Origin of the sequence: Streptomyces sp. NPDC051020 (genome assembly GCF_040683105.1) — a bacterium.
GTDB lineage: Bacteria > Actinomycetota > Actinomycetes > Streptomycetales > Streptomycetaceae > Streptomyces.
The window spans coordinates 104,801-127,903 of record NZ_JBFBCG010000005.1; the positions used below are offsets into that span (position 1 = coordinate 104,801).

The window sequence follows — 23,103 nt, forward strand, 5'->3', positions numbered from 1 at the left end:
GGCGGCGGACTCGGAGCGCCGGCAGGGTGTGCGGGGTGATCAGGGGGAGGCGGGGCCGATGGTCGTCGGCTCCTGCGGCCGGCCGGGGCGGTTGCAGGAGCCCGGGCCTCCGTGGTTGTCCCCGCCGCTGAGGCACTGGTGGCCCGACCGGTCGGGGCCGTCCGGCGGAGCGGGTGCCGGGACGGGATGCGGCCGGCGGTAGCCGGGGTGCCCGATCCGTGCCGCCACGAGGTGCGGTGCGATCGCGGCGAAGGCCTGAACCGAGCCCGCCCGGGGTCGGTTCGCGCGCAGCGGCGCGCCGCTGTCCGCGGCTCCGCAAATCAACTGTCCTGCCCGCAGCCGACGTTCGTGCCGTCCGCCAGCGCATCGGGCAGTGGCGGGCCCGCCCAAGGAGTCTGCTGTCGGCGATAGCCGAGGTGGTCGGTCAGCAGGATGTCGTTGGGGTCCTCAAGGCCGACAACGATGTGTTCCGCAGGGAGCTGACGGAAGGTCAGAAAGCTGTCTGCGCGATGGCGTCGGGGCAGAACTCCTTGGTGCGGGCCATGATTTGATCCCCAGGTGGTCAAGAGCAATAGGCGATGATGGCCCGTCAGAAGCGGAGCGACCTCTTCCCTTTGTAGGCGTGACATGTGCAGGTCTTAAGATCATCCGATCTTCAGCCAGGATGACTGGAAGGATTCCCTGTGCACCACTCCGCGTCGTCCGTCCCGACCTCGGGCGGACGAAGATCCAGCTGGAAGCAACGAGCCTTGGCGGCAGCCCTGCTGGCCGCCCTCATATGCGCCCCGCTGCCCCCGTTCAACGAGCCCGCGTTCGCCGAGGACGCCGCCCCGGCCGCCAATGCCCCGGCGGGGCAGCAGGCGCCCGGGGCCCGGACCGAGATCGTCTCCGAGCGCACCGATTCGACCACCACCTGGGCCAACGCCGACGGCACGACCACCGTGGAGGCGTACACCGGCCCGATCCGGGTCAAGCAGCCGGACGGCAGCTGGCGGCCCGTCGACACCACCCTCGTGGCCGAGAAGGGTGTGGTGCGGCCCAAGACGGCCGCCGCCGACATCGCCTTCTCCGGCGGCGGCTCGAGCGAGCCGCTGGCCGAGGTCTCCCGTGGCGGCCGCACGCTCGGCCTCGACTGGCCGGGCGAGCTGCCCGAACCGCGGCTGGACGGCCCGACCGCCGTCTACCCCGACGTCGTGGAGGGCGGTGACCTCGTGGTGACCGCCCTCAAGGAGGGCTTCTCCCACTCCATCGTCCTGCACGAGCGCCCCGACGCCCCGGTCAGCTACCGGCTGCCCGTCTCCGCCGAGGGCCTGACCCTGCACGAGACCGCCGACAAACGGCTGCGCTGGAGCGACACCAGCGGCCGTACGGTGGCCACCGCGCCGCTGCCGGTCATGTGGGGCTCGGGGGAGAAGCGCGCCTCCGGTGAGCCCGAGGACCTCGCGCCCATCGACGTCACCATCGAGCAGGACGCGGACACCGGCGACCAGGTCCTGGTCCTGAAGCCCGACGCGGAGTTCCTCGCCGACCCGGCGCTGGAGTATCCGGTCACCATCGACCCGACCGACTCGCTCTTCGGCCCGGTCACCGACACCTGGGTCCAGTACGACGACTACCTCACCTCGCAGCGCGGCTCGACCGAGCTGAAGGCCGGTACCTACAACGGCACCGAGAAGGCCCGCTCGTACCTGAAGTTCGACGTGGCGAAGTACGCGGGCAAGCACATCCTCGACACCGACCTGCGCCTGTACTCGTACTACTCGTCCACATGCAACACGGTCAACTCCGGCAACCAGGTGCGCCGCATCACCTCCGTCTGGGACCCCTCAGCCATCACCTGGGCCGACCAGCCCACAACCACCGCGACCGGCGCCGTGACCTCCACCGCGGCCAAGGGCTACAACTCCGGCTGCGCCGCCGGCCACGTCTCCTGGGACGTCGACGGGATCGTCCAGGCGTGGGCCGACGGACAGCCCAACTACGGCGTGCGGATCGCGGCCGTCGACGAGACGGACCCGCTGACCTGGCGCCGCTACTACTCGGCGAATCAGACGGACGGTTCGCACAACGCCGCCTACGAGCCCTCGCTGACGGTCACCTACAACTCCAAGCCTGGTACCGCGGCAGCCGTCTCGCCGCTGTCCGGCACCTACACCTCGGACACCACGCCCACGCTGTCCGCCAAGGCCACCGACGCCGACGCGCAACAGCTCACGCTGAGCTTCGAGGTCTGGGCGGCAGACGGCACCGCGGCCCTGAAGTCCGGCACCTCCGCCGCCGTGGCCTCCGGAGCGGTGGCGACCCACACGGTCGCCGCCCTGACGCCGGGCAACTACAAGTGGCGGGCCAGGGCTTCGGACGGAACCGACACCGGTGCCTGGTCGGCATGGCAGACCTTCACCGTCGACACGACCGTGCCGTCCACCCCCACCATCACCTCCACCAGCCACCCGTCGGCGTCGGCCTGGTACAACGCCACCAGCTTCGCGGGCACGCTCGCCGCGACGGACGCCTCCGGTGTGACCGGGTACGCCGTCAAGCTCGACCAGAGCCCGACGACCGCCGCCGGTACCGCCGTCACGCAGACGGGAACCGCCGTCAGCTGGAGCGGGCGCACCGACGGCACCTGGTGGGTGCATGCCGCCGCCAGGGACAAGGCGGGGCTGTGGTCCCCGACCCGGCACTTCGGCTTCAACGTCGACACCACCGCGCCGGGCGCGCCCGGCAGCCTGGTCTCCTCCACGCACCCGGTGACGACCAATGCCTACGCCAACCGCACCGCGTCGTTCAGCTGGTCGGCGCCCGCCGACCTGTCCGGCGCCGCCGAGTACGCGGTCACCGTGGACCGCGCCGCCGACACCCTGCCAGTCACCACCGGCACGGTCAAGACGGCGACGAGCCTCACCACCACCGTCGACGCGGACGGCACCTGGTACCTGCACGTACGGGCCAAGGACCGGGCCGGCAACTGGTCGTCCACCGCCGCGCACCTGCCGTTCACGGTCGACATGACGCTGCCGCCGAGCCCCGTGATCAGCTCGTCCACCCACCCGGACCAGACGGGCGCGTACAAGAGCGGCTCCTTCAGCGCCACCTGGACCGCGCCGTCCGGCGCTTTTGCCGGGTACAGCATCGTCGTCGACGACACCACCGACACCGTGCCCGACAGCACGGCCGAGACGACCGGCACCTCATACAGCACGACCCGCACCGAGGGCACCTGGTATCTCCACGTGCGCGGCATCGACGGCAACGGCACGGGCGGGGCGACCTCGCACTACCGGTTCACCGTCGACACCACCGCGCCCGGCGCGCCGGCCGTGACCTCCGCGGCCTACCCGTCGGACGCCTGGGTCGGCGGCGCGCAGGTGACCGGGACGTTCACGCTGACGCCCGACGGCACTGACACCCGGAGCCTGACGTACAAGGTCGACGGCGGCGCTGCGCGGGCCGTCACCACCACCGGCGGTCCCGTGGAGCTGCCGATCACCCCGGCGACGGAGGGCAGCCACCAGCTCACCGTCACCGCAACCGACCGGGCCGGCAACGTCTCGGCGGAGACAAAGCGCGCCTTCCACGTCGGACGGGCGGCCGTGACCGCGCCCGCCAACGGCGAGGTGCTCGTCGGCTCGGTCGACCTCGCGGTCAGCGCCCCGGCCTCGCTGACGGACGTCACCTTCCTCCAGCGGGCCTCGGCCGCCGACCCGTGGCAGGTCGTCCCGGCCTCTCAGGTCACCGGTGCCGACGGCTCGGCCGTGACCTGGCCGGTGCCGCTCACCGGCGGCTCGGCACCGAAGCTGCTGTGGGACACCTCGTCTCTGTCCGGCAGCAGCGGCCTGCAGATCGGCGCCCGCTTCGGCGGCACGTACGCCCCGCCCGCCGCCGAACCCGTTTCGGTGGTCGTCGACCGTGTCGAGGTCATCGACGGCGGCCTGGGCGACGACATGCAAGAGTCCGAGCCCGCCCGGGCCTACGCCCTGGACCAGGCCGCGACCCGCGCGGCCGAGAACCCCGACGCCTTCGCCCCGCCCTACGTCGACCCGACCTCGGGCGAACTGGTCGCGCCGGTCGTCGAACCGGCCTCCACCGACGAGGCGTCCGCCCCGATCCAGGTGACGCAGGCTCCCGCGGACGAGGGCAGCGGCCTGCCCGTCGCGGACACGGAGGACGGCACCAAGCCCGACACCGAGCCCAACGAGGCGGAGACTCCGGCGCCGCCCGCCGACGGGTCCGCGGAGACCACCGGCGAGGAGTCGTTCGAGATGCCCGAGGACACCACGGAGACCACTCCCGCGCCCGACGGGCCGACCGTCACCGAGCAGGTCACCCCGCGCGCCGAGGTGGTGGAGCACAGCGTCACCGCGCTGGAGTCCGTGCGCGACGAGGTCCTCCAGCTGTCGGAGGCGGAGCTGCCCGGCGTGAGCGGACTGCACGTCGCGTTCGTGGACGCCGCGGAGAACCGTGTCGTCGTGGAGACCGAGACAGCCGCCCCGGCACTGGTCACGGCCCTGGGTGAGCGGTACGGCACCGACACCGTCGCCGTGCACCTCACGCCCGGCGCCGACGTGGCGGAACCCCAGGCGAACCGCCAGTACGACACCTCGCCCTACTACGGCGGGTCGCGCATCAAGTCGTACCTGAGCACCAGTTCGGCGGTCTGGTGCACGGCGGGCTTCACCTGGCGGTACGACGGCAAGTGGTACATGGTGACCGCGGGCCACTGCACCAGCGGCAACGGGGCCGTGTTGAACCCCAGCGAGAGCGACTACATCGGCCCCGTCGTCCGGGACAACTGGAAGAACGGGTACGGCTCCGTGAAGCTCTCCGGCCAGAGCTACTACTCGGGTGACCTGTCGCTGTACCGCGTCAACAGCGACAGCGCCGCGACGCCCCGGATCTACAAGGGCGGCAAGACGTCCAGCTCGTCGCGGCTCGTCCACGGCTACTGGAAGCGCTGGGCGCAGAGCGGCGACAAGGTCTGCACGGGCGGCATGATGACCGGCGAGATGTGCGGATGGAAGGTGACCGCGACCCAGGCGACCATCCACTATTCCGGCGGAACCACCGCCAAGAACATGGTCGTCGCCAAGAAGACGTCCGGATCCTGTTCCATCAAGGGTGACTCCGGCGCCCCGGTGTACACGGTCGACAGCAGCGGACAGGCGTACGCCAAGGGCATCCTGTCCGGCGGCGGTGGCGGCGGAAGCGACAACAGCGGCGGGTTCTTCGACCCCTGCTGGCTGTACTTCACCGACATCGGGCTGGCCAACAGCGCCTTTCCCGGCACGGTTGCGTGGTACTGACATGCGCCGAGCCCTTCTCACACCACTGCTGGCGGCGGCCCTGACCGGATGCTCGCTCCTCGGCCAGGACACGCCGTGCACCCTGGTCGACGCGGACTCGCAGGTCTCCGCCGTGTGGCGGCCCGCCGACTTCGGCGGCCGGGACGCGGCGCGGATCCGGCTGTGCGTGGACGGCACCTGCGAGGAGCGGACGTCGGGCAGTCCCGGCGACCCGTTCGCCTCGCTGTCGGTCCAACTCCCCGACGACATCGGTGCGTCCACCGTGCCGGTGCGGCTCACCGTGACGTCCGCGAAGAGCGGTGACACGGTCGTCGAAGACAGCACCCGGGCCAGGCTGACGGAGCAGCACCCCAACGGCACGTCCTGCCCGCCCACCATCTGGACGGCGACGTTCCGTGCCCACCCCGGCAAGGGCCTCACCTCAACCGAGGGCATGAAGCTCCAGGGGTGAGCGACCCTGCGCAAGCGCCCGTCCCCCCGGCAGCACCGGAGGGACGGGCGCTTCGCGCCGTTCGGGACCAGCTGTGGGCGTGCATGGTCTCGGTTTCCCGGCCCTCGAACAGCTTGGGCAGCGCCTTGGGGCCGCGGTCGGGGTCGCGATGCCGGCGGAGGAAGGCGCGGGCGCCGACGTGGGGGCCTGACGTCCGGCATTTCCTCACCGTCGTACGAAACGGTGCGGTTCGTCCCTTCGTTCCCCGTACGCCGTCCCGATCGGAGCAGCCCGGTGCGGTGACGCCACGACCGGACTGAATTGGCACTCCGCTTGACCGAGTGCTAATCGCGGTCATAGTCTCAGCTCTGGCACTCCCCACTGGAGAGTGCCAGCAGTACTGTGCGATCGGCAGGTCCGGCACCCGCGACGACGGACCCACCTGATCGCCACCCCAGACAGTTAACCCCGCAGTTAACCCCGAGATCTCCGAAGGGGGAGGCCGGATCGTGACGACCACCAGCTCCAAGGTTGCCATCAAGCCGCTTGAGGACCGCATTGTGGTCCAGCCGCTCGACGCCGAGCAGACCACGGCCTCTGGCCTGGTCATCCCGGACACTGCCAAGGAGAAGCCCCAGGAGGGCGTCGTCCTGGCCGTGGGCCCGGGCCGCTTCGAGAACGGCGAGCGTCTGCCGCTCGACGTCAAGACCGGTGACATCGTGCTGTACAGCAAGTACGGCGGCACCGAGGTGAAGTACAACGGCGAGGAGTACCTCGTCCTCTCGGCTCGCGACGTGCTCGCGATCATCGAGAAGTAATTCACACACGTTTGCTTCCGTTCTGCGCCCCTGGTCCCCTGCGAGATAACAAGCCGGGCGGTCAGGGGCGCAGTTCGTTCGAGAGGACAGTTCAGCTCCCATGGCGAAGATTCTGAAGTTCGACGAGGACGCCCGTCGCGCCCTTGAGCGCGGCGTCAACAAGCTTGCCGACACGGTCAAGGTGACGATCGGCCCCAAGGGCCGCAACGTCGTCATCGACAAGAAGTTCGGCGCTCCCACCATCACCAATGACGGTGTCACCATCGCGCGCGAGGTCGAGCTCGACGACCCGTACGAGAACCTCGGTGCCCAGCTGGTGAAGGAGGTGGCGACCAAGACCAACGACGTAGCGGGTGACGGCACCACCACCGCCACCGTGCTCGCCCAGGCGCTCGTCCGCGAGGGCCTGCGCAACGTTGCCGCGGGTGCTTCCCCGGCCGCCCTGAAGAAGGGCATCGACGCCGCGGTCAAGGCTGTGTCCGAGGAGCTCCTCGCGACCGCCCGCCCGATCGACGACAAGTCCGACATCGCCGCCGTGGCCGCGCTCTCCGCGCAGGACTCGCAGGTCGGCGAGCTCATCGCGGACGCGATGGACAAGGTCGGCAAGGACGGTGTCATCACCGTCGAGGAGTCCAACACCTTCGGTCTGGACCTCGAGTTCACCGAGGGCATGGCCTTCGACAAGGGTTACCTGTCCCCGTACATGGTGACCGACCAGGAGCGTATGGAGGCCGTCCTCGACGACCCGTACATCCTGATCCACCAGGGCAAGATCGGCTCGATCCAGGAGCTGCTCCCGCTGCTGGAGAAGGTCATCCAGGCCGGTGGCTCCAAGCCGCTGCTGATCATCGCCGAGGACGTCGAGGGCGAGGCCCTGTCGACCCTGGTCGTCAACAAGATCCGTGGCACCTTCAACGCCGTCGCGGTGAAGGCCCCGGGCTTCGGTGACCGCCGCAAGGCCATGCTCGGCGACATCGCCACCCTCACCGGTGCGACCGTCATCGCCGAGGAGGTCGGCCTCAAGCTCGACCAGGCCGGTCTCGACGTGCTGGGCACCGCCCGCCGTGTCACCGTCTCCAAGGACGACACGACCATCGTGGACGGCGGCGGCGAGCCCGGCGACGTCAAGGGCCGGGTCAACCAGATCAAGGCCGAGATCGACGCCACCGACTCCGACTGGGACCGCGAGAAGCTCCAGGAGCGCCTCGCGAAGCTGGCCGGCGGCGTGTGCGTGATCCGTGTCGGTGCCGCCACCGAGGTGGAGCTCAAGGAGAAGAAGCACCGTCTGGAGGACGCCATCTCCGCGACCCGCGCCGCGGTCGAGGAGGGCATTGTCTCCGGTGGTGGCTCCGCTCTGGTCCACGCCGTCAAGGTCCTCGAGGGCAACCTCGACAAGACCGGCGACGAGGCCACCGGCGTCGCGGTCGTGCGCCGCGCCGCGGTCGAGCCGCTGCGCTGGATCGCCGAGAACGCCGGTCTCGAGGGTTACGTCATCACCTCGAAGGTCGCCGAGCTCGACAAGGGCCAGGGCTTCAACGCCGCGACGGGCGAGTACGGCGACCTGGTGAAGGCCGGTGTCATCGACCCGGTCAAGGTCACCCGCTCCGCGCTGGAGAACGCCGCGTCCATCGCGTCGCTGCTGCTGACGACCGAGACCCTGGTCGTCGAGAAGCCGGCCGAGGAAGAGGCCGAAGCCGGCCACGGCGGCCACGGTCACTCGCACTGACGCGCTGCCGCCTCGGCTCACCGCCGCACAAGGCCCCCGTTCCCGCTGTTCAGCGAGGGGAACGGGGGCCTTCGGCCGTCCTTGGCCGCTGGATCAGTCGAGCGCGCCGAGCTGCCGCATCAGGCCGAGGAGATCCTCGTGCCACCAGCCTTCCTGGATCCTGCCGTCCTTGAAACGGAAGATCGTGGTGCCCGTCATGGTGCACTGCCTGCCCGTGGGGGCGATCCCCATGAAGTCGCCCTCATGGGTGCCGGTCCAGGTCCACAGCGTCACGACGTCGTCACCCTCGCAGACCTGCCGGTCCAGGCTGAAGGTGAAGTCGAAGGCCGCGCGCCATGCGATCACGTCGTTCTTCAGGGAGCCGGACCCGATCACCGTGTCCTGTTCCTTCGCGACGTCGTGGTCGATGTAGTCGGGCGCGAACACCTCGTCGATGGCTTCGAGGTTGCCCCCGACAGCGATCTCGTGGAAGAACCGGCGCGACAGTGTCTGGTTCAACTGTTCGTCACGGACCACATCGAGGTCGGTGAAGGTGGGCATCCCGTCGCAGAGCGCCACCAGTTCCTGGAAGATCTGGTCGGTCTCCGGCAGCTTCGAGTTCGCCATCGCATCTTCGTACGAAGGGAATTCGACGATCTCGACGTAGTGGGACCCGTCGGAGCGGTCCTTGCCGATGAGGCTGTGCGTGGCCGTCCGGGTGCCCTTGGTCTGTGCGACCCATTCGTCCATGAGGCGGTCCATGTCGTCGAACCGCTCGGTCTTGCAGTCGATCACTTGTACGAATCTCATGGCGTCTCCCGGTCCTGCGGTGCGGATGGGATCCTTTCAGTTTAGAGGCCGCGCCCATAGGTGGGGCGGCGTCGCGTGCCGATGGGCGGCGCCTGGCGGCGTTGTCCTCGGTCGACGACTCCCCCATGGCCCGAAAGGCATGGGAGGGGCCCCCTCCGCGTCGCCTCCCTCCTCCGCCTTGGCAGGCTTGCCCCTCGCCCCGCTCCTTCCTCCACCCCACCTCTGTGCGCGGCCTCTTACAGGAGCGGGCTTTCGACCTTCAGGGCTCAGGCCGAGTGCTGGAGGCTTCCGGCGTGCACGGGGTCCGCGAAGGGCAGACCGGACGCGAACCGCTCCATCTCGTCGAGTGCCTGGTCGGCCATCCGGTGCAGCTCATCGCCCAGCGAGCCCGCGATGTGCGGAGTGAGCAGCACATTCGGCAGCTCGTACAACGGCGAGAGCGCGGGCGGAAGTTCGGGATCCGTCACATCCAGCACCGCGTGCAGCCGCCCGCTCCGCAGCTGGGGGAGCAGGGCGTCCTCGTCGATCAGTGACCCGCGAGCCGTGTTGATCAGCGTCGTGCCCGTCGCCATCGCCGCCAGCTGCGCCGCGCCGATCAGATGATGCGTCTCCGGCAGCTGCGGCGCATGCACGGAGACGACGGAACTGCCTGCGCACAGCTCGTCCAGCGCCGCGAGCCGTACGCCCAGCCGGGCCGCCTCCGCCGCGTCGACGTACGGGTCGTACAGCAGGACGTCCAGGTCGAAGGGGCGCAGCAGCTCGATCACCCGTCGGCCGATGCGGGATGCGCCGATGATGCCGACGGTACGGCGGTAGTTGCCGGAGCCGGCCAGCTCCTGGAGCCAGTCGTGGCCGGTGCGCAGGGCGGCGTAACGCTGCGCGGTCTGCAGCACCCGCTTGCCCGCGAACAGGATCGCGGCAAGGGTGAACTCGGCGACGGGCAGCGCATTGGCAGCGGCCGCCGAGGTGACGGCGATCCCGCGTTCCCAGCAGGCGTCGGTGATGTGGTGCTTCACGGAACCGGCCGCGTGCACCACCGCTCGCAGCCGCGGCGCGCCCTCCAGCACCTCGGCGGTCAACGGTGTCGCACCCCAGCAGGTCAACAGCACGTCGGCCTCGGCGAGCGCGGCGGCCGTCTCCGGTGTCGGGTCGGCCAGGTCGTGGGCGACGAAGCGGGGATCCGTACGGGTGAGGGCGGCCAGTCGTGTGCGGTGGCGGTCGGCGAGGAGCCGGTCGGCGATGCCGGGGCCCATCGCCAGCAGGGCTTTCGGCCGGTTGTCAGTGGCGTGGGGCATGGTGGAACTCGGACTCCTCAAAGGGTGCTCGGCTCACGGGGCGGGTGACGGTCACTTGACGCTTCCGGCGGTCAGCCCCGCCTTCCAGTGCCGCTGCAGGGAGACGAAGGCGACGATCAGGGGGATCACGGCGAGGAGGGATCCGGTGACGACGAGCGGATAGAAGCTCGGCTCGCCGTGGGTGTTGGTGTTCCAGGAGTACAGACCGAGGCTCAGCGGGAACAGCTTGCGGTCCGACAGCATCACGAGGGGGAGGAAGAAGTTGTTCCAGATCGCGGTGAACTGGAAGAGGAAGATGGTCACGAAGCCCGGCATGACCATGCGCAGCCCGATCGACCAGAAGACGCGCAACTCGCCGGCTCCGTCGATACGGGCGGCCTCCAGCGCCTCGTTCGGGATGTAACCGGCGGAGAAGACCCGGGCGAGGTAGACGCCGAACGGGTTGACGAGGACCGGGATCAGCACGGACCAGTAGGTATTGACGAGGCCGGTCTTGGACGCCAGGAGATACATCGGCAGGGCGAGCGCGGTGGTCGGGACCAGCACGCCCATCAGCACCAGGCCGAACAGCTTCTCCTTGCCCCGGAATTCGTACGTGTCGAAGGCGTACCCCGCGGCGACACAGATCAGCGAGCAGACGACCGCGCCGCCACCCGCGTAGATGAGGCTGTTGAGGTACCAGCGGAAGTAGATGCCGTCGCCGTAGGAGGCGAGGTTCGACAGGTTCTCGCCGAGGTTGAAGCCGTCGAAGGAGAACGCGTTGCCCGCGAGCAGGCCGCCGGTGTCCTTGGTGGCGGCGGTGACCAGCCAGACGAGGGGGAAGAGCATGTAGACGACCGCGAGGACCAGGAAGCCGTTGACCGCCGTCCTGGACATCCAACGGCTCTTAGGGGCTGAGGAGTTCATGCCTTCCTGGCCTTCTGTCCGGTGAAGCGGGTGACGACGAAGGACAGCAGCGCGGCGGTGAGGGCCAGCAGGATGGAGGCCGCGGCCGCGAGGCCGTAGTCGTTGCGTTCGAAGGCCGCGGTGTACGCGTACATGTTCGGCGTCCAGGTGGAGGAGACGGCGGATCCAGTGCCCTTGTTGAGGATCAGCGGTTCGGTGAACAGCTGCAGCGAGCCGATGACCGTGAACAGGGCGACCATCACGACGGATGCGCGGATCAGCGGCACCTTGATGCTCAGCGCGATGCGCCAGGCGCCCGCCCCGTCGACGGTGGCTGCTTCGAGCACGGAGCGGTCGATGGCCTGCAGCGCCGCGTAGAAGATCACCATGTTGTAGCCGAGCCATTCCCACAGGGCGATGTTGACGACGGACGGGAGCGCGCCCTCGGGGGAGAAGAAGTCGAAGCCGATACCGCCGGACTCCATGGCGCTGATGACCGGGCTGAGCTGCGGCGTGTAGAGGTACACCCAGATCAGCGCGGCGATGATGCCTGGCACGGCATGCGGCAGGAAGAGCGCGAGCTGGAAGAACCGGCGGGCGCGGGCCAGCGTGGAGTCCAGCAGCAGGGCGAGGGCGAGGGCCCCGATGAGCAGCAGTGGAATGTAGAAGAGGCAGTATCCGAGGAGTACGCCGAAGCCCTCGCGGAACGCCCGGTCGCCCAGCGCCGCCGTGTAGTTGTCGAGTCCGCTGAAGACGGTCTCGGTGCCGCCGAAGCCCAGGCCGGACTGTTTCTCGGTGAACAGGCTGAGCCAGACCGCGTATCCGGTCGGCACCACCATCGCCAACGTGAACAGTACGAAGAAGGGCCCCAGCAGGATGGCGGCGGCTCTGGTCGTCCGGGCGCGGTTCATCAGCCTGCGTCCTCGACCTTCAGACCGCGCTTCTTCAGTTCGGCGACCGTGGCGTCATGGCCCGCCTTGACCGCGTCGGTGATCGTCGTGCCGCCGGCCGCGACCTTGCCGAACTGGTCCTTGACGGTGGTGTTCGTCGTGCCGGTGGTCGGACCCCAGGTCCAGTCGGGGCCGATGGACGCCGCCGCGTCCTCGAACACCTGGTAGATGTCCTCGCCGCCGTAGAATTCCGCGTCGAAGGCCTTCTTCGCCACCGGACGCAGCTCGGCCGCGGCCGGGAAGGCGCTCGACGTGCCGGACTCGATCCGGGCCTTGATGCCGTCCTCGGAGGTCGACATCCAGGTGGCGAACTCGACCGCGGCCTTCGCCTTCTTGCTGGTCTTCGTCACCGCGAAGGTGGAGCCGCCGAGCATGCCGCTGGCCGGCTTGCCGTCCCAGCTGGGCATCGGGGCGACCGCCCACTTGCCGCTCTGCTCGGGCAGGGTGCCCTTGAGGACGCCCGCACCCCAGGAGGCGCCGAGATAGCCGACGGTGCCGCCGCTCTTCAGGGAGTTGGTCCACTCGGGGCTGAACGAGGCGTTGGCGCGTATGAGGTCGTCGTCGAGCAGACCCTGCCAGTAGTCGGCGACCTTGTTGGTGGCCGCGTCGGTCGTGTCGACCTTCCAGGTGTCGCCCTCGGCCTTGAACCACTGGGCGCCGGCCTGCCAGGCCATTGCCTGGAACGTGGTCGGGTCGTCGGGGAAGAACGTGCCGATGCGGGCCTTCTTGTCGGCCTTCTTGATCTTTTCGGCCGCCTTGCGGAACTCGTCCCAGGTGGTGGGGACCTCGACGCCGTACTTCTCGAACAGGTCCTTGCGGTAGTAGAAGGACTGCGGCGAGGCGTCGAAGGGGACGGCCCAGTTCTTGCCGCCGAGCGTCGTCAGTTCCACCGCCTGCGGCAGCAGCTTCTTCCTGATGTCGTCGGTGAAGTACTGGCCGATGTCCTGGAGCGCGCCCTGACTGACGTACTCCGGGAGCTGCGGGTACTCGATGGAGACCAGGTCGGGGGCGTTGCCCGCCTTCACCGCGTTGGAGATCTTGGCGTAGCCGCCCGCATTGCCGGACGGGATCTCCTCGTACACGACCTTGATGTTCTTGTGCGAGGCGTTGAACGCGTCAACGACCTCCTTGGACCCCTTGGCCCAGCCCCAGAAGGTGATGCTGACGGGCTTGCCGTCGCTTCCGGGCGCGGCGCTGTCGTCGCCGCTGCCGCCGCAGGCCGTGAGTACGGCGAGGGCGGTGGCGGCGCCGACGAGGGCAAGGGACGTTCTGCTCGAACTGCGGCTCACAGCGAGGCTCCTGAACAGGCGACGACATTGGCGTTGGCCGTGATCCTTGAACCAGTCGTGACCGAAGTCAAGAGCGAAAGATTGATTGATCGAAAAAAGATCAAATAAGTTACGTACGGAAGCGGGCGGTGGGAGCTGCGGGAGGGACCGCGTGGGGACGGGTTACGGGAGGGGTGAACCGCACGAGTCGCGGACCCGCAGCTGCGGCAGCAGCGTCAGATGGCGCCGCGGCGCACCCTCGCCCCCGCCCAGCCGTTCCACCAGCAGTTCGGTGGCATGCCGGCCCACATCGCGCTTGGGCGGCGCCACCGCCGTCAGCGGTGTGTCCGCGAGCGCCGCCACCTCGTCGTCGTACGCGATCAGCGCCAGGTCGTCCGGCACCCGCACACCCAGCTCGGCCAGGCGCTGCACCACCTGGATCGCGTCCACGTCGTTGTGGATCAGCGCCGCCGTGGCCACCCCCGAGACGACCGCCTCGCGCAGCGCCTGCACCGCCGCCTCGAAGGCGTCGGGGGCCAGCTCCGCCGGTACGGAATCGATCACGTCCTGCGGTGCGCGCAGCCCCAGCACGGCCAATGCCTCCGCGTATCCGGACCGCACCGCGACCGCTGTCGGGGAGTCGGCGCGGGCCATCAGCAGCGGCGCCCCGTGTCCCAGTTCCACCAGGTGGCGCACGGCGAGCAGCACCCCGTGGGCATGGTCCGAGCAGACCCGGTCCAGGCCGTCCAGCCGCGAGCCCGCGGCGGGCCGGCGCTCCAGCAGCACCGTGGGCACCGGCAGTGAGGCGATCCAGTCGCCGAACGCCGCCGGGTCGCCGGGATGCTGCCAGCCTGGCGCGATCAGCAGGCCCTCGGCGCCCGCCGAGAGCAGCCCCTCGGTGCGCGCGTGGTCCTCCTCGGGCCGGTAGTCCGAGATCCGCAGGATCAGCCGGGCCCCGGCCCGGGCCGCCGCCTCGTGCGCCCCGCGGATGACCTCGGCGAAGTAGTACGTCGCTGAGGGCGCGAGCATGCCGAGGACCAGGCCGCTGCCTGCGCCGGTGGCCGCACCGGAGGCGGCACCGGTGGCCGCGTGGTCCTGCGGCCAGGAGACCGAGCCGTGCACCCGGTCCAGCAGGCCCCGGCCCGCCAGCTCCTCCACGTCCCGGCGCGCCGTGACGGGCGAGACGCCCAGCTGGGAGGCGAGATCGGAGACCCGGGCCGAGCCCCGTTCCCGTACCAGCCCCAGCAGCCGGTCATGACGTTCAGCAGCAGTTTCGCGCACGGCAGCAGTCCCCTCGTAGTGATCCGACCCCGGGGTCGACCCTAGTCCAGCGTGATCGAACGATGGAAGTTTCGATCATTCAAACGCAATCCATTGACGTTCGATCAATCCGAGTCCAGGATTCCGGCGATGCCGACTCGACCCTGACTGTTCGTACGGAGGAATTGTGAGACATCGCGTCACCGTCGCAGCGCTCGCGGCCCTGACTGCTGCCGCGGGTGTGACCGTCGCGGACCAGGGAGCCGCACAGGCCGCGCCCACCGGCCGCACCTTCCATGTCGACTGCTCGGCCGACCCGGCCGGTGCCACCGGCAGCAAGGAGCATCCGTGGACCACCCTGGCCGAGGCCGGCGCCCCCACCTACGGCCCCGGCGACCGGCTGCTCTTCAAGCGCGGCACCACCTGCACCGGCACCTTTGCCCCGCAGGGTGAAGGCTCCGCCCGCGCGCCCTTCACCATCGCCGACTACGGCAGCGGCGAGGCCCGCGCGAAGCTCGACGGCGCGGGCGCCCACGACGTCGTCCTGCTCTCCAACACGCAGTACGTGCACCTCGGCGACCTGGAGATCACCAACGCCGCCGCCCCCGGCAGCGAGCGCAACGGGGTCCGGCTGCGCCTGACCGACTACGGCACCGCCCGCGGCTTCAAGATCTCCGGCCTGTACATCCACGATGTGCGCGGCGGCGACTACAAGACGGTCTCCGGCTCCAGCGCGATCCAGATCGCGGTCGAGGGGAAGGCGAAGCCGAGCGCGTACGACGGTCTCGACATCAGCCACAACCGCATCGAGGACGTCGACCGCGAGGGTATCTACTTCAAGTCGACCTTCTCCAAGCGCGATCTGGTCGGCCAGCAGCAGGACCCGAACGTCTACCCGGGGGAGTGGACGCCCAGTACCGGCGTCCGGATCCACCACAACACGCTGAAGTCCCTCGCGGGTGACGGCATGAAGCTCGACACCACCAGCGGCGCCCGCATCGACCACAACAGGGTCGACGGTTTCCAGCTCCGCTCGCCCTCCGCCAACGCCGGCATCTGGACCTTCAACACCGACGACACGACCATCGAGTACAACGAGGTCTCGGGCGGCGGAAACACCCACGACGGCATGTCCTTCGACGCCGACGGCGCCTCGCAGAACACCGTCTTCCAGTACAACTACAGCCACGACAACGCCGGTGGCTTCCTGCTGATCTGCCCGTACAGCGGCGCCAAGACCATCGGCACGGTCGCCCGCTACAACGTCAGCCGGAACGACGGCGCGCGCCTCATCCAGAACTGCTGGGGCCCGATCCTCGACACGCAGATCTACAACAACACGTTCCACAACAAGGAGAAGGTGCCCGGCTACCTCGTCCAGGACGACGCCGGAAGCCCCGCCACCACCCAGCACGAACTGTCCGTCCGGAACAACATCTTCGTGAGCGAGGGCACCGGCGGCTACGCGTTCAAGAACCCGACCCCCGGGCTCTCCTTCGACCACAACGCGTTCCACGGCATCGACATGACCCGCCCCAACCCCGGCGGCATCACCGAGGACCCGAAGCTGCGGGACGACTTCCGGCTCGGCGACGGCTCGCCCGCCCTGGCCGCCGGAGCCGTCATCGAGAACAACGGTGGCAAGGACTGGTTCGGCAACGAGCTGAAGCCCGGCGCCCCCAACATCGGCGCGTACGCGGGCCGCGGCGTCAAGTAAGACCGACCGGCACATGGGGGGTCGGAGTGGGAGCGGGGCTGGGTGCGTGCAGCTGCAAGGCGGAGGACTGAGCCATGGTGATGGACGACAACGCGGCAGATGTGCGTGCCCAGCCCCGCGACGCCGCCCCCCATGTGCCGGTCTGTCTCATCCGCTCACCGTCCGACCGCCCTACTGCGGACCGTACTTGCGGCCTGTCTTGGAGGTGACCCCTCCGAGCAGGCCGCGCGGCGCCACCTTCGCCAGCCCCATCAGCGCCTTGTACCGCGCGTCCGGGATCGACACCGACTTCCCGCGCGCCAGATCCGCCAGCGCCGAGGCGACCAGCTTGTCCGCGTCGAGCCACATCCAGCCCGGGATGTTGTCGGTCCCCATCCCGGCGCGCTCATGGAACTCGGTCCGTACGAAGCCGGGGCACAGCGCCATCAGCCGCACCCCCGAACCGGCCAGGTCCTTCGCCGCGCCCTGGGTGAACTGAACAACCCACGCCTTGGACGCGCCGTACGTTCCGCGCGGTACGAACGCCGCCACCGAGGCCACATTGACCACCCCGCCCCGCCCGCGTTCCTTCATCCCCGCCGCGGCAGCCGAGGTCAGCCGCAGCACCGCCTCGCAGTGCACTTTCAGCATCTTCAGCTCGTCCGCCATCGACACATCCAGATAGCGGCCCTTGTTGCCGAACCCGGCATTGTTGATCAGCAGATCGACAGGCTGCCGGCGGTTCGTCAGCCGCGCCTCGACCGAGGCGATCCCGTCGTCCTCGGAGAGGTCGGCGGTCAGCACCTCGGCCTCGATGCCGTGCCGGTCGTGCAGCTCGGTGGCCTGTTCCTGGAGCCGTTCCGTGCTGCGCGCCACCAGCACCAGGTTGTGCCCGTCTGCCGCAAGACGCCGCGCGAAGGCGGCCCCGATTCCCGCGGTCGCGCCCGTAATCAGTGCAGTCGTCATACGCGGCACGTTAGCGCCCCGCACGCCGCACTGATCACTCGCCGGGTGCCTGCGACGCCACGTACTTCAGGGCGGCGCGCAGCGTCTCGGGATGCAGTGCGTCCCGGGCCGTGAGCAGCTCCGGCAGCAGGTCCCGTCGCGTCGTCGCCGCCAGGAACTGCATCCGTACGGTGACGTCGTGGTCCGGCCGGTGCACGATCTCGACCGGGTCCCCGGCGCGGATCTCGCCCGGCTCGATCACCCGCAGGTAGGCACCCGGAGCGGCCGCCTCCGTGAATCGCTTGACCCAGTGCTTCTCTCCGAGGTGGCCGGCGAACGTGCGGCACGGAATGCGGCCCGACGTCACCTCCAGGACCAGATCGGGTCCGATCCGCCAGCGCTCGCCGATCCTCGCGTCGCTCACGTCCAATCCGGCGGTCGTCAGGTTCTCGCCGAACGCGCCGTTGGCCAGCGGGCGGCCGAGCGAACGCTCCCAGACGTCGAGATCCTCGCGGGCGACGGCGTACACGGCCTGGTCCGAGCCGCCGTGATAGCGCAGATCGCACACCGCGTCCCCGGCCACCCCACTGCCGCCGCTGCCCTTGGGACCGGGATCGGTGACCCGCACCGGGCCGTCGGCCGGCTGCTTGCCGATCCCGGTCACGCCGCCGGCGGCGTCGGTGTAGTCGACGGCCTCGGGCCGTCCCACATTCACAGTCAGCAGTTCCATGCAGCGAACGCTAGCGCCGCGACCGGCACTAGCGACCCCATCCTCAAAGCTACACGCGAATAATTCGCATGTGTTCCAAGCTGCCCTTATGGTTGAAGAGTGATCGAAGCCCGTCATCTCCGTGTCCTGCGCGCCGTGGCCGCCACCGGCTCGTTCTCCGCCGCCGCGCGCGAACTGGGCTGCACCCAGCCCGCGGTCAGCCAGCAGATGAAGGCTCTGGAGTCCTCGGCCGGCACCACGCTACTGATCCGGACAGGCCGCGAGATGCGGCTCACCCAGGCGGGTGAGGCGCTGGCACGTCACGCGTCCGGCATCCTCGCCGGGCTGACCGCCGCCGAGGAGGAGGTCGCCGCGATCGCCGGGCTGCGGGCCGGCCGGGTCCGGCTCGTCTCGTTCCCCAGCGGCAGTTCCACTCTGGTTCCCGGGGCACTGGCCGCCCTGCGCGCCGCCCACCCGGGGACGAGGGTCTCCCTGGTCGACGCGGAGCCGCCGCGCTCGGTCGAGATGCTCAGGGAGGGGGACTGCGACATCGCTCTGGCGTTCCGCTACGGCGCCTCGGGCGGCGAGTGGGAGGACCTGGTCGTGCGCCCCCTGCTCACCGACCGGCTGATCGGCCTGGTTCCCGACGGGCACCGGCTGGCCGGCGCGGACGCGGTGGGGATCGGTGAACTGGCCGACGAGTCCTGGATCGCGGGCTGCCCGCGCTGCCGTCGACAGCTGGTGGAGGTCTGCGAGAAGTCCGGCTTCATTCCCCGGATCGACTTCGCCACCGACGACTACCCCGCGGTGATCGGCCTGGTCGGCGCCGGTCTGGGAGTGGCCGTACTGCCGGAGCTGGCGATCGAGTCGGTACGTCCCAAGGGGGCCCGTACGGTGACGGTGGAGCCGGCGATCGAACGCGAGATCGTCGCGCTGACTCTTCCCGACCTGGCCCACGTTCCCGCGGTGGCAGCCACCCTGGACCAGCTGTCCCTGGCGGCCGCCCGCTAGGCCGGGTCCGGGGCATGCCACTGGCCCGCCCCGCAGGCATGCGGTGCAGGAACGTTTCTTCCGTTGTTTTGCAAGGCGCGGAAGGATCGATCAGCCGTGTCCGGACGGGGCGGCCATCCCTGTAGGTGCCGCCGCGATCAGCCGGTTGCGGGCCCGTCCCATGAGCTCCTCACGCTCGTCCTCGGTCAGTCCGCCCCACACTCCGTAGGGCTCGCGCACTGCCAGGGCGTGCGCCGCACACTCGGCCCGTACCGGGCATCGCATGCAGACCTCTTTCGCCGAGTTTTCGCGGGCGCTCCGTGCCGCTCCGCGCTCACCCTCCGGATGGAAGAACAGCGAGCTGTCGACCCCACGGCAGGCCGCCAGCAGTTGCCAGTCCCACAGATCGGCGTTGGGTCCGGGAAGGCGGGAGAAATCTGCCATTGCTTGTCTCCTCGAAACCTTGGTGGGTCGGAAACGTCGTTGTCGTTCGTCGTTGGACCGGTGCCCATGACCGTACATCTACGGTGCTAGTAGATGTAAATATGACTGATTGCGAATCTAGCCACAGACACCAGCAAAAGGGAAGAAAAGTGACTAAATGGGGCATACGTTCAAGTGAAGTTCGGTTGACGGCTTGACGATCCGCGCCGCTCTCCTCTGTGCACGGCCCCTCACGTAGAGTGCCGAACCCGCCCTGCGGGCCCGTAACTCTTTCGAGTGACCATCGTTGAGAGTGCGGAGGCGGTTGGCAGAAAAAGCGATCGGGCAGATGTCCGAGAGCGTCAATCGCACAGGTGACGACTTGTAACAGCCTGGAGGCTCAAGGTGACGCGCATCAGCTGCGGAGGACGGCCATGACATCCGTCCTCGTCTGCGACGACTCCCCGCTTGCCCGAGAGGCGCTCCGTCGCGCGGTCGCGACCGTGCCCGGCGTCGAGCGTGTGACGACGGCGGCCAACGGCGAGGAAGTTCTCCGCCGCTGGGGAGCCGACCGTTCGGATCTGATTCTGATGGACGTACGCATGCCCGGCCTGGGAGGTGTGGAGACGGTCCGGCGGCTGCTCTCCGCCGACCCCGGGGCCCGGATCATCATGCTGACCGTCGCGGAGGACCTGGACGGTGTCGCGCTCGCGGTCGCCGCCGGTGCCCGCGGATATCTGCACAAGGACGCCTCCCGCGCGGAGCTGCGGGCGACCGTCACCCAGGCGCTGGCCGATCCGACGTGGCGGCTCGCCCCGCGTCGGCTGCGGTCCGCCGAGATGGGTGCGGCGCCCACGCTCACCGCGCGTGAGATCCAGGTGCTCGAAGGGATGAGCCATGGCCGTTCCAACGCGGAGATCGGGCGCGAGCTCTTTCTCTCCGAGGACACGGTGAAGACGCACGCCAGGCGGCTGTTCAAGAAGCTCGGCGCCTCGGACCGGGCGCACGCCGTCGCACTCGGCTTCCGCTGGGGCCTGGTCCGCTGATGACCGGCCATGACCGGTAGCCGGCCGCTTCCCCGTCCGCACTTCGGCGGACGGGGTGACGGGGCGGCAGGACGTCGATCGGCTGCTCGGCGGCCGCGGTATGTGACGCTTCCCGGCCGATGACGCATCCTTGAGATGTGGAGTTCCTCGGGAACGATTCGGTCGAGCGGAAGGGGAGGGCGCAGGACATGACTTCCGGCGCACCCGCTCATAACGCTTCGGTGCACAACTGCGGACGCGGTGCCGCGGATGAAGCGGCGTCGAGGCACCATGGTCCGATGCGCGACGACGAGACGACGGTGATCGGTGCTCTGGTGCAGCGCGCCGTCGACGGAGACGCCCAGGCCACCCATGACCTGCTGGCCCATGTCCATCCCCTCGCGCTGCGCTATTGCAGGTCCAGGCTGAACCGGTTGCCCGGTGATGCTCGCCACTTCGTGGAGGACCTGGCGCAGGAGGTCTGTGTCGCGGTACTGATGGCGTTGCCGCGCTACAAGGACACCGGCAGGCCCTTCGAGGCTTTTGTCTTCGCCATCGCCGGCCACAAGGTTGCCGATCTCCAGCGGGCCGCGATGCGGCACCCGGGGTCGACCGCCGTGCCCTCCGACGAGATGCCGGAGCGGCCGGACGATTCACTCGGGCCCGAGGAGCGTGCGCTGCTCAGCAGCGACGCGGCCTGGGCCAAGAAACTCCTCGCCAATCTTCCGGAGAACCAGCGTGAGCTGCTGGTTCTCCGGGTCGCGGTCGGTCTGACCGCCGAGGAGACCGGACAGATGCTCGGCATGTCGCCGGGTGCGGTCCGGGTTGCTCAGCACCGCGCACTGAGCAGGCTGCGCGCCCTCGCCGAGCAGTAGAGCGGCGTCGGATGTCCTTGTACGCAGGTTCCGTACGAAGCTACAGAACCTCTAGGTGATCTTGATCGTGGAATGAGACACCCCCGGAGGCCGTTAGCATGGACATCCGCACCGATCAAGGCCATTTGGGGAAGGTGTCATGACTGCAAACGTCGACGGAGTGCCCGAGAAATTCGCGACGCTCGGGCTGACATACGACGACGTGCTGCTGCTGCCCGGCGCGTCCGACATGGCGCCCGATCAGATCGACACCTCCTCGTACATCTCCAAGAACGTACGGGTGAACATCCCGCTGCTCTCCGCAGCGATGGACAAGGTCACCGAAGCCCGCATGGCGATCGCCATGGCCCGGCAGGGCGGCGCCGGTGTACTGCACCGCAATCTCTCCATCGCCGACCAGGCCAACCAGGTCGACCTGGTGAAGCGCTCCGAGTCCGGGATGGTCACCGACCCGATCACGGTGCACCCGGACGCGACCCTGCGTGACGCCGACGAGCTGTGCGCCAAGTTCCGCATCAGCGGCGTGCCGGTCACCGACGCCGCGGGCAAGCTGCTCGGCATCGTCACCAACCGCGACATGGCCTTCGAGTCCGACCGTTCGCGCCAGGTGCGCGAGGTCATGACGCCGATGCCGCTCGTCACCGGCAAGGTCGGCATCTCGGGCGTGGACGCCATGGAGCTGCTGCGCCGCCACAAGATCGAGAAGCTTCCGCTGGTCGACGACGCCGGGGTCCTCAAGGGCCTCATCACCGTCAAGGACTTCGTCAAGGCCGAGCAGTACCCGAACGCCGCCAAGGACAAGGACGGCCGACTGCTGGTCGGCGCCGCCGTCGGTGTCGCGGGCGACGCGTACGAGCGGGCCCAGGCGCTCATCGAGGCGGGCGTCGACTTCATCGTCGTCGACACCGCGCACGGCCACTCCCGCCTCGTCTCCGACATGGTCGCCAAGATCAAGTCGAACTCCTCGGTCGATGTCATCGGCGGCAACGTCGCCACCCGTGACGGCGCCCAGGCGCTGATCGACGCGGGCGTGGACGGCATCAAGGTCGGCGTCGGCCCCGGTTCCATCTGCACCACCCGCGTGGTCGCCGGTATCGGTGTGCCGCAGGTCACGGCGATCTACGAGGCCTCGCTCGCCGCCAAGGCGGCCGGTGTCCCGGTCATCGGCGACGGCGGCCTGCAGTACTCCGGCGACATCGCCAAGGCTCTCGTGGCCGGTGCGGACACCGTGATGCTCGGCTCGCTGCTCGCGGGCTGCGAGGAGTCCCCGGGCGAGCTGCTCTTCATCAACGGCAAGCAGTTCAAGTCGTATCGCGGCATGGGTTCGCTTGCCGCGATGCAGTCCCGTGGCGACCGCAAGTCGTTCTCCAAGGACCGCTACTTCCAGGAGGGCGTCGCCTCCGACGAGAAGCTCGTCCCCGAGGGCATCGAGGGTCAGGTCCCGTACCGCGGCCCGCTCTCCGCGGTCGTCCACCAGCTCACCGGCGGTCTGCGCCAGTCGATGTTCTACGTCGGCGGCCGCACCGTCCCGGAGCTCCAGGCCAACGGCCGGTTCGTACGGATCACCTCGGCGGGGCTCAAGGAGAGCCACCCGCACGACATCCAGATGACGGTCGAGGCGCCGAACTACAGCAGGAAGTAACGCATCACCACAGGTGAGGGGCGGTCCGGGCGCACCGGGACCGCCCCTCAGCCGTGTGTCGGGGATACTGGGAA

General features: G+C 69.3%; 18 protein-coding genes. 9 read left to right on the forward strand and 9 right to left on the reverse strand.

The genetic code is table 11. The features are described from left to right. The first annotated feature begins 683 nt into the window (after positions 1-683). The 4 genes from AB0N06_RS04840 to groL all read left to right on the forward strand — a co-directional run bounded on the left by AB0N06_RS04840 (position 684) and on the right by groL (position 8,277). A complete protein-coding gene (locus AB0N06_RS04840) occupies positions 684-5,303 on the forward strand; it encodes a DNRLRE domain-containing protein (protein ID WP_366133279.1) in 4,620 nt (1,539 codons plus the stop codon). A 1-nt stretch (position 5,304) separates the two neighbouring features. Continuing rightward, positions 5,305-5,754, forward strand: a complete 450-nt coding sequence (locus tag AB0N06_RS04845) for a hypothetical protein (protein ID WP_366133280.1) — start codon at positions 5,305-5,307, stop codon at positions 5,752-5,754. Positions 5,755-6,242: 488 nt separating this feature from the next. Then, complete coding sequence (gene groES, locus AB0N06_RS04850) at positions 6,243-6,551, forward strand: co-chaperone GroES (protein WP_003998759.1); 309 nt, start codon at positions 6,243-6,245, stop codon at positions 6,549-6,551. Positions 6,552-6,651: 100 nt separating this feature from the next. Further along, positions 6,652-8,277, forward strand: coding sequence for a chaperonin GroEL (gene groL, locus AB0N06_RS04855; RefSeq protein WP_327244799.1), 1,626 nt, complete (start codon positions 6,652-6,654; stop codon positions 8,275-8,277). A 93-nt stretch (positions 8,278-8,370) separates the two neighbouring features. Here the strand turns inward: groL and AB0N06_RS04860 are convergent, their stop codons facing one another. The 6 genes from AB0N06_RS04860 to AB0N06_RS04885 all read right to left on the reverse strand — a co-directional run bounded on the left by AB0N06_RS04860 (position 8,371) and on the right by AB0N06_RS04885 (position 14,745). Then, positions 8,371-9,066 (reverse strand): ester cyclase, encoded by a 696-nt coding sequence (locus AB0N06_RS04860; RefSeq protein ID WP_366133281.1) that lies wholly within the window; start codon positions 9,064-9,066, stop codon positions 8,371-8,373. A 266-nt stretch (positions 9,067-9,332) separates the two neighbouring features. After that, positions 9,333-10,361 (reverse strand): hydroxyacid dehydrogenase, encoded by a 1,029-nt coding sequence (locus AB0N06_RS04865; protein ID WP_366133282.1) that lies wholly within the window; start codon positions 10,359-10,361, stop codon positions 9,333-9,335. Between the two features lie 51 nt (positions 10,362-10,412). Then, positions 10,413-11,267: a carbohydrate ABC transporter permease gene (locus tag AB0N06_RS04870; RefSeq protein WP_366133283.1), complete on the reverse strand. Its 855-nt coding sequence runs from the start codon at positions 11,265-11,267 to the stop codon at positions 10,413-10,415. After that, positions 11,264-12,157 carry a sugar ABC transporter permease gene (locus tag AB0N06_RS04875; RefSeq protein WP_366133284.1) on the reverse strand — a complete coding sequence of 298 codons (894 nt, stop codon included), beginning with the start codon at positions 12,155-12,157 and terminating at the stop codon, positions 11,264-11,266. Before AB0N06_RS04875 ends, AB0N06_RS04870 begins: the two co-directional genes overlap by 4 nt. Further along, on the reverse strand, positions 12,157-13,485 hold the full coding sequence (locus AB0N06_RS04880) for a sugar ABC transporter substrate-binding protein (RefSeq protein WP_366133285.1): 1,329 nt from the start codon (positions 13,483-13,485) through the stop codon (positions 12,157-12,159). Before AB0N06_RS04880 ends, AB0N06_RS04875 begins: the two co-directional genes overlap by 1 nt. Before the next feature lie 162 nt (positions 13,486-13,647). Beyond that, positions 13,648-14,745 (reverse strand): substrate-binding domain-containing protein, encoded by a 1,098-nt coding sequence (locus AB0N06_RS04885; RefSeq protein WP_366133286.1) that lies wholly within the window; start codon positions 14,743-14,745, stop codon positions 13,648-13,650. Positions 14,746-14,911: 166 nt separating this feature from the next. On the opposite strand from AB0N06_RS04885, the gene AB0N06_RS04890 reads away from it, so the two are divergent. Further along, positions 14,912-16,441 (forward strand): right-handed parallel beta-helix repeat-containing protein, encoded by a 1,530-nt coding sequence (locus AB0N06_RS04890; protein ID WP_366133287.1) that lies wholly within the window; start codon positions 14,912-14,914, stop codon positions 16,439-16,441. Between the two features lie 171 nt (positions 16,442-16,612). Here AB0N06_RS04890 and AB0N06_RS04895 read toward each other — a convergent pair whose 3' ends face one another. Then, entirely contained in the window at positions 16,613-17,386 is a 774-nt protein-coding gene (locus AB0N06_RS04895; protein ID WP_366133288.1) for an SDR family oxidoreductase, read from the reverse strand. A gap of 34 nt (positions 17,387-17,420) precedes the next feature. Next, on the reverse strand, positions 17,421-18,095 hold the full coding sequence (locus tag AB0N06_RS04900; protein WP_366133289.1) for an MOSC domain-containing protein: 675 nt from the start codon (positions 18,093-18,095) through the stop codon (positions 17,421-17,423). Positions 18,096-18,194: 99 nt separating this feature from the next. On the opposite strand from AB0N06_RS04900, the gene AB0N06_RS04905 reads away from it, so the two are divergent. Continuing rightward, positions 18,195-19,085, forward strand: coding sequence for a LysR family transcriptional regulator (locus AB0N06_RS04905; protein WP_366133290.1), 891 nt, complete (start codon positions 18,195-18,197; stop codon positions 19,083-19,085). Between the two features lie 90 nt (positions 19,086-19,175). On the opposite strand, the gene AB0N06_RS04910 is transcribed toward AB0N06_RS04905, so the two are convergent. Next, positions 19,176-19,508 carry a WhiB family transcriptional regulator gene (locus tag AB0N06_RS04910; protein ID WP_358860549.1) on the reverse strand — a complete coding sequence of 111 codons (333 nt, stop codon included), beginning with the start codon at positions 19,506-19,508 and terminating at the stop codon, positions 19,176-19,178. Between the two features lie 413 nt (positions 19,509-19,921). Between AB0N06_RS04910 and AB0N06_RS04915 the strand changes: the two genes are divergently transcribed. The 3 genes from AB0N06_RS04915 (at position 19,922) to guaB (ending at position 23,029) form a co-directional block, all read left to right on the forward strand. Then, the gene (locus AB0N06_RS04915; protein ID WP_003948568.1) at positions 19,922-20,533 is read left to right on the forward strand and encodes a response regulator transcription factor; all 612 of its coding nucleotides are present in this window, start codon (positions 19,922-19,924) and stop codon (positions 20,531-20,533) included. Between the two features lie 278 nt (positions 20,534-20,811). Next, entirely contained in the window at positions 20,812-21,387 is a 576-nt protein-coding gene (locus tag AB0N06_RS04920) for a sigma-70 family RNA polymerase sigma factor (RefSeq protein ID WP_366133291.1), read from the forward strand. Between the two features lie 139 nt (positions 21,388-21,526). Next, positions 21,527-23,029: an IMP dehydrogenase gene (guaB, locus tag AB0N06_RS04925; protein WP_366133292.1), complete on the forward strand. Its 1,503-nt coding sequence runs from the start codon at positions 21,527-21,529 to the stop codon at positions 23,027-23,029. Positions 23,030-23,103: the final 74 nt, after the last annotated feature.

What these genes read in the sequence shown, in the direction of transcription:
- AB0N06_RS04845 (WP_366133280.1), top strand. Translation starts at nt 5,305, where the DNA reads ATGCGCCGAGCCCTTCTCACACCACTGCTGGCGGCGGCCCTGACCGGA.
- groL (WP_327244799.1), top strand. Translation starts at nt 6,652, where the DNA reads ATGGCGAAGATTCTGAAGTTCGACGAGGACGCCCGTCGCGCCCTTGAG.
- AB0N06_RS04860 (WP_366133281.1), bottom strand. Translation starts at nt 9,066, where the DNA reads ATGAGATTCGTACAAGTGATCGACTGCAAGACCGAGCGGTTCGACGAC.
- AB0N06_RS04865 (WP_366133282.1), bottom strand. Translation starts at nt 10,361, where the DNA reads ATGCCCCACGCCACTGACAACCGGCCGAAAGCCCTGCTGGCGATGGGC.
- AB0N06_RS04870 (WP_366133283.1), bottom strand. Translation starts at nt 11,267, where the DNA reads ATGAACTCCTCAGCCCCTAAGAGCCGTTGGATGTCCAGGACGGCGGTC.
- AB0N06_RS04875 (WP_366133284.1), bottom strand. Translation starts at nt 12,157, where the DNA reads ATGAACCGCGCCCGGACGACCAGAGCCGCCGCCATCCTGCTGGGGCCC.
- AB0N06_RS04895 (WP_366133288.1), bottom strand. Translation starts at nt 17,386, where the DNA reads ATGACGACTGCACTGATTACGGGCGCGACCGCGGGAATCGGGGCCGCC.
- AB0N06_RS04900 (WP_366133289.1), bottom strand. Translation starts at nt 18,095, where the DNA reads ATGGAACTGCTGACTGTGAATGTGGGACGGCCCGAGGCCGTCGACTAC.
- AB0N06_RS04910 (WP_358860549.1), bottom strand. Translation starts at nt 19,508, where the DNA reads ATGGCAGATTTCTCCCGCCTTCCCGGACCCAACGCCGATCTGTGGGAC.
- AB0N06_RS04915 (WP_003948568.1), top strand. Translation starts at nt 19,922, where the DNA reads ATGACATCCGTCCTCGTCTGCGACGACTCCCCGCTTGCCCGAGAGGCG.
- AB0N06_RS04920 (WP_366133291.1), top strand. Translation starts at nt 20,812, where the DNA reads ATGCGCGACGACGAGACGACGGTGATCGGTGCTCTGGTGCAGCGCGCC.
- guaB (WP_366133292.1), top strand. Translation starts at nt 21,527, where the DNA reads ATGACTGCAAACGTCGACGGAGTGCCCGAGAAATTCGCGACGCTCGGG.